Here is a 12,595-nt window from a genome sequence, read left to right on the forward strand (position 1 = left end):
TGATCTTTAACTTCACGCGTCTGGAAAGCTATACGCCCGATGCGAAAAGTTATATCACTCATTTTAATTTATTGCTACTGCCAGCAGGCTACTGCGCAGAATACTATTGGTATACCCACCATTATCAATTACACCCGGCAGGCTTACAATGCAGGCAATCAGAACTGGAGTATTGGGCAGGATAAAAATGGATTGCTCTATTTTGCCAACAACAAAGGCCTCCTCGTGTTTGATGGCACCACCTGGCGAACCTACCCGCTACCCGGCGGCACCATTGTACGTTCGCTGGCCATTGGCGATAACAACAGGATATATGTGGGCGGCCAGGGGGAGTTTGGTTATTTCTCTCCGGCAAAGAATGGTGAACTGACCTTTACCTCGTTAAAGAAGCTCGTTCCGCCCAACGATAATGACTTTGCCGATGTATGGAACATCTGCATCTGGGACCAGCGCGTATTCTTCCGCTCCAACAAAAGGATATTCGAACTGGAAGGGAATTCGATAACGGTACACAAAAGCATCGACTGGGCTTTTATGGCCCGTACACCTTCAGGACTTGTTGCATTCGATTTTACCCAAAAACTGGTGGCTTATAACCGCGGCGAATGGCAGCCGGTTATTAAAGTAGGCGCTCTCCCCAAAGATGTACGGCTCACCACGGTATTGGCGCTCGGCAAGGATAGCATCCTGCTTTGCACCCTCAACCATGGTCTCTACTTATTAAAAAATGATACGGTATCCTTTTTCGACGCCCCCGGAATCAGAAATATTATTGGCAAAAATATACACAATGCCTGCCAGCTTTCTCCCGATAGGATCGCCCTTGTTACCAATATAGTTGGCTGCATCATCATCAACAGAAAAGGTGAATTTGTACAACGCTTCTCCAAAAAGGAAGGACTGCAAAGCAACAATATCCTCAGCGTTAAGATGGATAGAGATAAGAACCTTTGGCTCGGCCTTGATAATGGGATCGATCTCGTAGCTTATAGCAATTCCATCAAAAATATCTTCCCCGATGGAGAAGACCGCAATGCAGGATACACTTCCATGATCTTCAAAGGACAGTTGTATTGCGGATTGTCTACCGGGTTATACAAGGTGACGCTCAACCCAGGCGAAAAAGATTACAGCTATTCCAATAATGCGTTCGAGTTCGTTCCCCGCTCCGAAGGTCAGGTATGGGGACTGTCCGAAGTGAACGATCAATTACTGGTAGCCCATAACCGGGGCGCTTACCAGATAGAGAATGGCAACATCAAGGTCATTGACGATAAAACCGGCTTTTGGATATTCAAGCCCTTATACAATACCATTCCTTCTACTGTCATCATAGCCGGGACCTATAATGGAGTGAACCTGTATAATTATAGCAATGGTACCTTTCAGAATCCGATAACGAACGCGGTCTTTGAGTCGGCCCGCTACATGGCCATTAACCACGACACCATTTGGATCGCTCACCCCTATAAAGGCTTGTACAAAGTGGCGTTCAATGCGCAGGGAAAGCCATTCTCCATCAACTACCAGGATAAAGCCGGCATACTCTCCGCCAACCACAATCACTTGTATCAGTTTATGGACAGGATGGTGTTGACATCCGATCATGGAATCTTTGAATACGATCCCCATCAGAAAGATTTCGTCCGTTCAGCTCAATTGGAAAAGCTATTCGGGTCGGTTCCCAGTTACATCAAGGAAGACCGTTTTGGCAATCTCTGGTTTTGCAATGATAAAAGAGTGAGCATCGTCGACAGGTCGGGCCCGCAATCCGAGATCATCCATATATCCGAAATTGACGATAAGGTTATGCGCAGCGGCTTCGAGCATATCAATGTGGTAGATAGTAACAATGTATTTATCGCTGCCGAGAAGGGGTTCTTTCACCTCAACTATGCCCAGTACAAGAAGAACAAGCATCTTTTGCAGGCGCGCATTCGCCTCGTGCGAACCGGCATCGGGTCCGATAGCCTCATCTTTGGTGGCTACACCATCGACTCTTCCTCGAAGGAAGAGCCGATAGTGAGTTACGCCAACAACTCACTGCATTTCGAAAGTGCTTCAAATGTGTTCGGTCAGGAAGAGAATACCGAGTATAGTTATTGGCTCGAAGGGTTCGATAGAGACTGGTCGCCCTGGAACAAGAAAACAGAGAAGGACTATACCAACCTGCCCGAAGGTAACTACACGTTTAAAGTAAAATGCCGCAGTGCAGCAGGCAGCGAGTCGGCTGTAGCGGCCTGGTCCTTCCGCATCCTGCCTCCCTGGTATCGAACCTGGTGGGCATTTATTCTCTATGCATTACTTTTCTTCGGTGTATTGTATCTCTTTTATAAAAGGCAGCAGGAGAAGTACCAGAAATTGCAGCAGCTGAAATTACAGGAGCAGCAACGCAAATACGACGAAGAGCAAAAGCAGCTACAGATACAGCACGAACTCGAAATGGGTAAAAGCGAAAAGGAGATCATGCGGCTGCAAAACGAAAAGCTCGAGGCTGAGCTCGAACACAAAAATGCCGAACTGGCCTCTTCCGCCATGAGCCTGGTGCGTAAAATGGAAATACTCACCAAGCTGAAGGAAGATCTTGTAGTGTATAAGAATGGGGCCGGGGCCGACAAAGGCAGCAAGGACTTTCAAAAGATCATGCGTGTGCTCGACAAAGAGCTTGATCACGATGGAGAGTGGGAGCAGTTTGCCAATCACTTCGATACCGTGCATACCAATTACCTCCGGAAGCTGAAGGAGGTATGTCCCGAGATCACAGCCTCCGAACTCAAACTCGCTGCTTATCTCCGACTTAGCCTCAGCACAAAGGAAATAGCCCAGCTCATGAACATATCCATCAGGGGCGTTGAAACAAGCCGCTACCGGCTCCGCAAAAAGCTGGGCATCGCCAACGAGGTCAACTTGTACGATTACCTGATTAACGTAACACAATAAAAACTATAAGGCCAGCCCCGAAAAAGGCTGGCCCTATTACTATTAAATAAGGATCACTTTACAGGTATTTGTCAATAGCAGTTAGCAGGTAAGTCTTTGGGTCCGAAGAATATTCCCAGAACATCACACCGCCCAACTTGTGCTTCTTCACATAGCGGCACTTGTATTTGACAGAGCGCTCATCATCGTAAGTCGCAAATTTCTTCTCTGCCGCATTAAAGAGGTAGGGTGCTTTCGCTTTCTTATCCCAGTAGGCTACAAATCCTTTCTTATTTACCAGGCTGTCTTTGATGTAAGTGTAACCACCTACACGGAAGTTGCCATTGTATTTTTGCTGAAAACCCCTGTCAGCCACACTGTCAACCAAACCGCCTTTTCCGTAGAAAGCAAGCCCTACTACCAGTTTATGCGCAGGTACACCGGCAGCCAGGTAAGTAGTAACAGCCTTGTGGGCTGAGTTCTCTTTGTCATAGTTCTTCGAAGGATACAGGTTCGTATGATGCCCTGCCTGTCCGTAACTATAATCGTAGGTCATCAGGTTCACATAATCGAGATATTCCTGCGCCTTGCTCATTTCGGTATGGTCGAGGTATGCGGGGAACCCTCCGGTAGCGGTGGTCAACAAGTAATAACGGCCTGTTTCCTGTTGTAATTTGGTCAGTTCCTCACGAATCGCCTGGAACATCAGGGTATAGTTTTGTTTATCCTCCGGGCGAAATTTATTACCGTCACCCACCATGCCAGGATACTCCCAGTCGATATCAACACCATCCAGTTGGTACTTGCGTACGATATCTACCGATGACAAGGCAAAAGCCCGGCGGCCGGTGTCTGTTAGCACCGCATCCGAGAAGTTTTTGCTCCACGTCCAGCCGCCGATCGAAATAAGGATCTTCAAAGCCGGATTCTGTTGCTTGAGCAGGTTCAGCGTCCTGAAATTCACCGTGTCTGTTTTCTCATTCGTCAAAAAAGCGCGGTTGCCCTGCACATCTACAAAAGCATAGTTGATGTGGGTGAGTTTCTTCACGTCGATCACGGCAGTGTTCACCAGCCCGCGGTAACCACCAACATAGCCAATCACCACCGGTCGGGAAGAAGGGGTGGATTGCCCCATAGCAAAAGCAGTTAGCAAAAAAGCAGCAAAAAGGGAAGCAAAGGTTTTCATGATGTATAAGTAAATGAATAGTTAGCGTCCGCTGGCCCACACAATCGCGTTCCTGAAGAGGGCAGTGTAGGCTGGATTGTTAAACAGGTCGGGACCATGCCCCATAAAAATATATACGTTCCGCGCCTTCACATGCGGGTTGGTCCATATAACCGGGTGATCACCCATCTTCGTTTTCGAATCCGGCGAATAAGAGTCTTCTTTAACACTGGCCAGTACCTTCACTTGTGCTCGCGGACTCTTGTCCCAGGTATACCATTCCTCCCGGGCAATCGTAAAACGTCCGGGAATACCTCGCATTACCGGATGCAACGAATCTTCCGCCTGCACAACTCCCGACGCAAAATCAGGTATATAGTTCTTGAACTGAATGCCACCCATGAAGTCCGAGAACCAGTTCCACATTTTATGACCGTCAAATTCTCCCAGTAAACCGGCATGATGAAAACCGATCCAGCCGCCGCGACCTTCCTCGATATATTGTACAAAGGCTTTCGCCGCCGCGGCTGGCCATCCATACGGTGGATAATCCAGTTGAATGATCAACCGGTATTTCGAAAGCAAAGCCGAATCCACCGTCGACATATTATTTATATACTCAACGACAAATTGGCTGTCGGCCGCCAACTTATCCAGCCATGGCCGCGCCACTTTCGAATAGGCAATATGGTGTCCGCCATTCTCATAGATCACCAAAGCACGAAACCGCGAACCAGCCGTTTGGCAATAACCCACCGAAACAGTCTGCAAAAAAAAGAGAACGGCTACGATCAGCTTGATAAATTGCTTCATCGTTATGTACATTATAGTGCTATGAAAATACAGGATGTAATGTCCAAATTCGTCAAAGGCGTAGCAAGTAATACGTGTGAAGGGCGTCAAATATCTGATAATCAATCTTTAATTTTCAAAGTGTAGTGGTTTTGGCGTAGTGATTAATTTGGAGTTAACCCTTGTTAATCAGCACTTTTGACATCCGGTTGCTTAACTGTTTTGGAAGCCGCCTGTTCGCATAAAACCGGGCAGATCGGAGTCCTGCAAAGCAACCAGTTTTCGAATCCAACTCGAATTTTGCATTTCAGAAACCCAAGCACAGATGAAAAGAATACTTGCCATGCTGATTGTACCAACCTGCCTCTCGGTACAGGCCCAGCAAAAGGTGACTGTATACACCACCGCCAGTCAGTCAGACCTTCGCCTCTCACAAAACGCACAGCTTAATTTCACCGAATTCAAACAGCCGCTCGAAACACAACCTTGTGTATTCATCGATCCGAAAAATACATTCCAATCCTTCCTGGGAATCGGTGGAGCGCTCACAGACGCCTCTGCCGAAACCTTTGCCAAATTGGGCAAAGCCGAACAGCAGGAGTTTATGGCGGCCTATTTCGATAAAGAGAAAGGAATTGGCTATACTCTCGCAAGAACCACCATCCACAGTTGCGATTTTTCCAGCGGCAGCTATACTTATGTTAGCGACAACGATACCGAGCTGAAGACCTTCAACGTAGCACACGATGAACAATACCGCATCCCCTTCATCAAACAGGCAATTGCAGCAGCCGGCGGAAAACTTACCATGTACGTAAGTCCATGGAGTCCGCCATCCTGGATGAAAGACAACAAAAGCCTGTTGCAGGGTGGCAAACTGAAGCCTGAATCCCGTCAGCAATGGGCCAATTATTATGTGAAGTTTATCAAGACCTACGAAGCAAAAGGAATACCCATCTGGGGGCTCTCCGTACAAAACGAACCCATGGCAAAACAACGGTGGGAATCCTGCATCTTCACTGCGGAGGAAGAACGCGACTTTATCAAACAATACCTCGGCCCCACCTTGCAAAAACAGGGATTGGGTACTAAGAAACTCATCGCCTGGGATCATAACCGGGACCTGCTGTATCAGCGGGCCAGCGTCATCCTCAACGATAAAGACGCCGCGAAATACGTTTGGGGAATTGGATTCCATTGGTACGAAACCTGGACGGGTGGTCCCATGCAGTTCGATAACCTCCGCTTGGTAAACCAGGCATTCCCTGGTAAAAACCTCATCTTTACCGAAGGATGCAAGGAGAAGTTCAACCTCGATAGCGTCAACAACTGGTCGCTGGGCGAACGCTATGGTAACTCCATGATCAATGATTTCAACAATGGTACCGTGGCCTGGACCGATTGGAATATCCTGCTCGATGAAAAAGGCGGGCCTAATCATGTTGGTAATTTCTGCTTTGCGCCCCTTCACGCCAACACCCAAACCGGCAAGCTCATTTATACCAATGCCTACTATTATATCGGGCATTTTTCAAAGTTCATTCGTCCAGGAGCAAAACGCATCGCAGCTTCAGCCAGCCGCGCTCAGTTGCAAACCACTGCCTTTAGAAATACCGATGGCAGCATTGTGGTAGTAGTAATGAACACTACCGATCAAAAACTACCTTATCATATTTGGCTCGATGGCAAAGCAGCGCCAACCGAAAGCCTGCCGCACTCTATCAGTACTCTTGTAATAAAATAAACGATCGCGACCATGCAAACCACCAAAGCTCATTGGTACAAACGATTGGCTGTAACCATTGGGGTTGCCGCTACACTTGGCACACAGGCGCAGAAAGGCGCAGTGAAAGTTGTACTAACCGATCCCGCTAACAATATCCTGTTCCAGCATCAAACAACAGCTCCTGTTTTCGGTAAAAAGGAAACCAGCCCAAACATCATTACCGTCGATGATGGCCCCAAATTTCAGAAGATCGACGGCTTCGGTTGGGCCTTGACAGGAGGCAGCGCCGGGCATCTGCAACAAATGACGCAGGCCGCCCGCACTGCCTTGTTGAAGGAATTGTTCTCGCCCGAAGCCAGCGGTATCGGTGGTAGCTATATCCGGCTCAGCATCGGCGCTTCCGATCTCGATGAGAAAGTGTTTTCATACAATGATCTTCCCGCTGGTCAAACCGATACGGCCATGGAGCAATTCGATCTTGGTCACGACCGCATCGCGGTGATACCAACGGTTAAAGAAATACTGGCCATCAATCCGAATATCACGATCATGGGCTCACCCTGGTCGCCGCCCGTTTGGATGAAAACCAACAACGATGCCCGTGGAGGAAGCCTCAAGCCCGAGTATTACCCTGCCTATGCGCGCTACTTTGTAAAGTACATAAAAGCCATGCAGGCCGAAGGTATCCGCATCGATGCCATTACTGTACAAAATGAACCCTTGCACCCGGGCAATACGCCCAGCCTCCTCATGCTGGCGCCCGACCAGGCTTTGTTTGTAAAGAACCACCTGGGGCCGGCATTCAAAAACGCAGGTATCAAAACGAAGATCATCATCTACGATCACAACGCCGATAAGCCGGAGTATCCTATCTCCATACTTGATGATCCCGAAGCGAAGAAATACATTGACGGATCTGCCTTCCATCTCTACGGAGGAAAAATAGAAGCACTTTCGAAAGTTCACGAAGCGCACCCCGATAAGAATCTCTATTTCACCGAACAGTGGGTGGGCGCACCCGGTAATATGAAAAGGGATATCGCCGAGCACGTTCGTAACCTGATCATTGGAGCATCCCGCAACTGGAGCCGCATCGTGATAGAATGGAACCTGTCATCCAATCCGCAGCTCAAGCCGCATACCGATCGCGGTGGATGCGATCGCTGCCTGGGCGCCGTAACCATCAGCCAGGATACCGTAAAGCGCAATCCTGCTTATTACATCATTGCTCATGCGGCAAAATATGTACGCCCCGGCTCAGTACGTATCGATACAAACATACCAGGTGCCCTGCCCAATGTGGCATTCAAAAATCCACAGGGGCAGATTGTGCTGGTGGTACTCAACGACAGCAAAGAATCCGCAACATTCAACGTACAGTATAAGAAAAGATCGTTTCCGGCCACACTCAATGCAGGAGCAATGGCCACCTATGTATGGTAACTAAAAAGCTGCGGCCTTCGGGCGGCAGCTTTGCTTTATTCACCCGCAAATCGTAAACCTGCTTTCTATGCGCAACATCATCGCATTGCTCGCCATCATTGTATGCTCCCTGTCATCGTCTGCTCAGGGATATCTTAAAGCAAGCGGCAAATACATCGTCAACGAAAAAGGAGAAAAAGTGATCCTCCGCGGCATGGGCCTCGGCGGTTGGATGTTACAGGAAGGATACATGTTCAAACTGAGCAATATCGGCCAGCAATACCGCATCAAAGCAAAAATAGAAGAGGTTGTAGGGAAGGAGAAGACCGCGCAGTTCTACGAAGCCTGGCTCGCCAACCACACCACCAAAGAAGATATTGATTCCATGGCGGCATGGGGCTTCAATTCCATTCGCCTCCCATTTCATTATAACCTGTACACCCCGCCGGTAGAAGAAGAAAAAGTAGCCGGACAACAAACCTGGCTCAACAAAGGTTTTGAAATGACCGATGCCCTGCTGCAATGGTGCAAGGCCAATAGAATGTACCTCATACTCGATCTGCATGCAGCACCGGGTGGTCAGGGCAATGATCTCAATATTTCCGATCGTGATCCATCTAAGCCCTCTACCTGGGATAGCGAAGCCAACCAGCAAAAGACAGTAGCCCTCTGGCGTAAACTGGCCGAGCGGTATGCCAACGAACCCTGGATCGGGGGATACGATATCATCAATGAACCCAACTGGGGTTTCGAAGATCCGAAAGATGTTCGTGGTACTGCCGAAAACAAGAACGCGCCCCTGCGCAAACTGATGATGGACATTACCAAAGCCATCCGGGAAGTAGACAATAACCACATCATCATAATCGAAGGCAATGGCTTCGGTAACAACTATCGTGGCGTGCTGCCCGTGTGGGACAATAACATGGTGCTTAGTTTTCACAAATACGGCAATTTTAATAATGCCGACGCCATCCGCAACTTTCTTAACCTGCGCGAGCAACACAATGTGCCCGTTTGGCTCGGCGAGTCTGGTGAAAATTCCAATACCTGGTTCACAGAAGCAATCTCCCTGGTCGAAACCAATGGCATAGGTTGGGCGTGGTGGCAAAATAAAAAGATGGGACTACGCAACCCCCTCGAAATAAAAGTGCCCCAGGGATACCAGGAGTTGCTCGACTATTGGGCAGGCAAAGGCCCAAAACCCAGTGAAGAGCAAGCCTGGAAAACATTGCAGGAGTTTCTCGAAAACCTGAAAATAAAGAACAACATCCCGCATCCCGATGTAATGGATGCTATGTTCAGGCAGGTGCAAACCACCGCCACCATTCCATTCAAAAAGCACGTGGTCGGTAAAACAGCGCTTATTCAGGCGGTTGACTTCGACATGGGACGCCAGCGTTATGCCTACTACGATAAGGATACCGCCAGTTACCACTATACGCCCGGCGTAAATACCCGTGGCAACCGGGGTGGGGCTTACCGGAACGATGGTGTCGATATCCTTTCTGATAACGAAGGGGCTTATATACACGCAATAGAAGATGGTGAGTGGACGCAATACACCATCACATTGCCCAAGGCTGGCAGGTACAATATAACATTCAACGTGGCAGCCGCTGCCGACACTGGCCGCATAGCCGTATTGATCGGCGAAACAACCGCCATCGGCGAGATCCAGGTACCCAATACCGGCGGAGAAAAGAATTGGCAAAACACACAACCGCAATACCTTTATCTGAAAGGGACAACCCTCCAGATCCGGGTATTGGCCACAAAGGGCGGATTCAACCTGCGCAATATTCAGCTGAGCAGGAAATGATCAGTAAACCCTAACCGTACCCATCGAAAATTACCGGGCATTGAAACACATCATCACCCTAGTAGCAGGCCTGCTTTGTGGCCAGTTACAAGCACAAATAGGCACACCTGCTGCACGCACGGTCGTAGGCATCAATGAAGACTGGAAGTTTATCAAAGAGTCCACGCTGTTGTCTACTCCCGAATCCCAAAGCAAAGCTGTCTGGCAGTCAGTCAACCTACCGCATACCTGGAATGTGGCCGACGTGATGGATGACGAACCTGGCTATTACCGCGGCAAGGGATTTTATATAAAGAACGTCAGCATCGACCCTGCCTGGAAAAATAAAAAGGTCAACCTGTATGTGGAAGGGGCCAACCAGGAGGCGGATGTGTTGGTGAACGGTAAGTTGGCAGGTAAACATATTGGTGGCTATACAGGCTTCAATATAGCCATCAGCCAATACCTGCAATACGACGAAAACACAAATAGCAACAGGATAGAGATACATGTCAACAATCGTCACAACGAGAACATCCCACCGCTAACAGCCGACTTCACCTTTTACGGAGGTCTCTACCGCGATTGCTGGCTCATCGCCACCAACAATATCCATTTCACCGTGGCGGATAATGGATCTTCGGGAGTATACATCACCACGCCAAAGGTCAATGCAGAAGCAGCTACCGTTCACCTGGCATCTACGATCAGCAATGAAACGGCAAAGCCGCAAAAGCTGAAGGTGATCACCAGCATCCGCGATAAAGCCGGTAATTTTGTGCAGGAGATCACAAGCCTGGTAAATGTCAAAGCCAACAGCGAGCAAACATTTCAACAGGATAGTAAGCCCATCGCGAAACCGGAACTATGGTCGCCCGAGCACCCCTACTTGTATACGGCCACGACCATCATCACCGATGCAAAGACCGGCGAACTGTTCGATCAGCTATCGAACACGGTAGGTTTCCGCTGGTTTTCATTTGATGCTGATAAAGGCTTTTTCCTCAATGGAGCTCCTTACAAACTCGTTGGTTCCAGCCGCCACCAGGATTACAGTGGCCTTGGCAACGCAGTACCCGATGAGCTGGCACGAAAAGATGTTCAATGGCTCAAGCAAATGGGCGGCAATTTCCTGCGCATCGCACACTATCCGCAAGATCCTTCGATCCTGAAAGCATGCGATGAATTGGGAATACTCTCATCGGTAGAAATACCCGTGGTGAACGAGATCACTGAAACAGACAGTTTTTACAACAACTGTTTGAACATGCAGGTGGAAATGATCCGCCAAAATTACAACCACCCCAGCATCATCATCTGGTGCTATATGAATGAAGTGCTGCTCAGGCCGCATTTCAACAACGACAAACCACGGCAGGAAACTTACTTCGCCAATATAGCGCGGTTAGCCCGCATGCTCGATAGCACAACACGCAAGGAAGATCCAACACGCTATACCATGCTGGTAAATCATGGCGATTTCAACCGGTATAGGGATGTAGGTCTCACGGCCATACCAATGCTGGTGGGGTGGAATCTCTATTCAGGCTGGTATGGTGGTGCCCTCACCGATTTTCCTGCCTTCCTCGACAGGCACCACAAAGAATTGCCCGATAAGCCTTTGCTGGTAACCGAATACGGAGCCGACGCTGACCCACGCATACACAGCCTGCATCCCGTTCGCTTCGACAAGAGTATAGAATATACCACAGCATTTCACCAATACTATCTCACCGAAATGCTGAAACGACCATTCGTAGCAGGCGCTATGTTGTGGAACCTGGCCGATTTCAATTCCGAAGGCCGCGAAGAGACCATGCCCCACATCAACAACAAAGGCCTCTTGCGATGGGATCGCACACCCAAGGATCCGTATTACTATTATCAGGCAGCACTGCGTAAAGACCCTATCCTCAAAATACTGGGGGGTGATTATGTAAACCGTAGTGGAATAGCGGATAGCAACGCCAACAGCTGCAGACAACCTGTTCAGGTCGCTACCAATCTCGATTCGGTAACATTGTTCATCAATGGCAAGTCGCTGGGCGCGCGTCGCAGCAATAATGGATTGGTCGAATGGAACGTGCCGTTCGCAAATGGGGGCAACATCCTGCAGGTGCAAGCCCAAAAGAACGGCCAACTGATCTCCGATCAGCTCAGTGTCGACTTTCACATGTTGGCCGATAAGGTGAATGATCCCATGTTACCCTTCACGCAAATAAATGTCTTGTTGGGAGCCGATCGTTATTATGTCGATGAACAGCGAAAGCAAACCTGGATACCCGATCGACCGTATCGCCAGGGTGGGTGGGGGCACGTAGGAGGCAATCCGTTTAGAATATCCAACAACAACCGGTTGCCTTACGGAACCGATAAGAACATGGTGGCTACCGAAGATGATCCCATCTATCAAACGCAGCAAATCGGAATCAGCGAATACCGCCTCGATGTGCTCCCCGGCAACTATGAGATCACCCTTCACTTTGCAGAACTGCTTGGCGGAACGGTGAAAGGCCTGCCCTATAACCTCAGTGCCGAATTACGTAAGGAAGACGAAGTGCAGCGTAGTTTCAATGTGAGCATCAACAATATCCGCGTGTTGGAAAACTTCGATATTGGTCGCCAATACGGCATCGCCAAAGCAGTCGCCAAAAAGTTTACAATAACTGTCATAAGCCGGGAAGGCATCCAGATAAAGTTTGATCCCATCAAAGGTGAACCCGTACTCAATGCCATTCAGGTAAAAAAGCTATAAAGCCGATAGGCGCAG

The 12,595-nt window shown here is 48.8% G+C and carries 7 protein-coding genes; 5 read left to right on the forward strand and 2 right to left on the reverse strand.

Translation table 11 applies throughout. The annotated features are described in order from the left end of the window. Positions 1-39: 39 nt before the first annotated feature. A complete protein-coding gene (locus P2H89_RS02855) occupies positions 40-2,940 on the forward strand; it encodes a triple tyrosine motif-containing protein (RefSeq protein ID WP_275824981.1) in 2,901 nt (966 codons plus the stop codon). 58 nt (positions 2,941-2,998) lie between these two features. On the opposite strand, the gene P2H89_RS02860 is transcribed toward P2H89_RS02855, so the two are convergent. Next, positions 2,999-4,105 carry a glycoside hydrolase family 18 protein gene (locus P2H89_RS02860; protein ID WP_275824982.1) on the reverse strand — a complete coding sequence of 369 codons (1,107 nt, stop codon included), beginning with the start codon at positions 4,103-4,105 and terminating at the stop codon, positions 2,999-3,001. A gap of 21 nt (positions 4,106-4,126) precedes the next feature. Further along, positions 4,127-4,897, reverse strand: a complete 771-nt coding sequence (locus P2H89_RS02865) for a ThuA domain-containing protein (protein ID WP_275824983.1) — start codon at positions 4,895-4,897, stop codon at positions 4,127-4,129. Positions 4,898-5,201: 304 nt separating this feature from the next. Between P2H89_RS02865 and P2H89_RS02870 the strand changes: the two genes are divergently transcribed. The 4 genes from P2H89_RS02870 (at position 5,202) to P2H89_RS02885 (ending at position 12,580) form a co-directional block, all read left to right on the forward strand. Beyond that, complete coding sequence (locus P2H89_RS02870) at positions 5,202-6,620, forward strand: glycoside hydrolase family 30 protein (protein ID WP_275824984.1); 1,419 nt, start codon at positions 5,202-5,204, stop codon at positions 6,618-6,620. A gap of 12 nt (positions 6,621-6,632) precedes the next feature. Beyond that, the gene (locus P2H89_RS02875; protein WP_275824985.1) at positions 6,633-8,045 is read left to right on the forward strand and encodes a glycoside hydrolase family 30 beta sandwich domain-containing protein; all 1,413 of its coding nucleotides are present in this window, start codon (positions 6,633-6,635) and stop codon (positions 8,043-8,045) included. A gap of 67 nt (positions 8,046-8,112) precedes the next feature. Then, entirely contained in the window at positions 8,113-9,846 is a 1,734-nt protein-coding gene (locus P2H89_RS02880; protein WP_275824986.1) for a cellulase family glycosylhydrolase, read from the forward strand. Positions 9,847-9,886: 40 nt separating this feature from the next. After that, positions 9,887-12,580: a glycoside hydrolase family 2 TIM barrel-domain containing protein gene (locus tag P2H89_RS02885; protein WP_275824987.1), complete on the forward strand. Its 2,694-nt coding sequence runs from the start codon at positions 9,887-9,889 to the stop codon at positions 12,578-12,580. The last annotated feature ends 15 nt before the right edge of the window (positions 12,581-12,595 follow it).

The organism is Paraflavitalea sp. CAU 1676, assembly GCF_029223285.1.
Taxonomy (GTDB): domain Bacteria; phylum Bacteroidota; class Bacteroidia; order Chitinophagales; family Chitinophagaceae; genus Paraflavitalea.

Excerpts from the sequence above, each read along its gene's own strand:
- P2H89_RS02870 (WP_275824984.1), top strand. The coding sequence starts at position 5,202 with ATGAAAAGAATACTTGCCATGCTGATTGTACCAACCTGCCTCTCGGTA.
- P2H89_RS02860 (WP_275824982.1), bottom strand. The coding sequence starts at position 4,105 with ATGAAAACCTTTGCTTCCCTTTTTGCTGCTTTTTTGCTAACTGCTTTT.
- P2H89_RS02875 (WP_275824985.1), top strand. The coding sequence starts at position 6,633 with ATGCAAACCACCAAAGCTCATTGGTACAAACGATTGGCTGTAACCATT.
- P2H89_RS02855 (WP_275824981.1), top strand. The coding sequence starts at position 40 with ATGCGAAAAGTTATATCACTCATTTTAATTTATTGCTACTGCCAGCAG.
- P2H89_RS02880 (WP_275824986.1), top strand. The coding sequence starts at position 8,113 with ATGCGCAACATCATCGCATTGCTCGCCATCATTGTATGCTCCCTGTCA.
- P2H89_RS02865 (WP_275824983.1), bottom strand. The coding sequence starts at position 4,897 with ATGAAGCAATTTATCAAGCTGATCGTAGCCGTTCTCTTTTTTTTGCAG.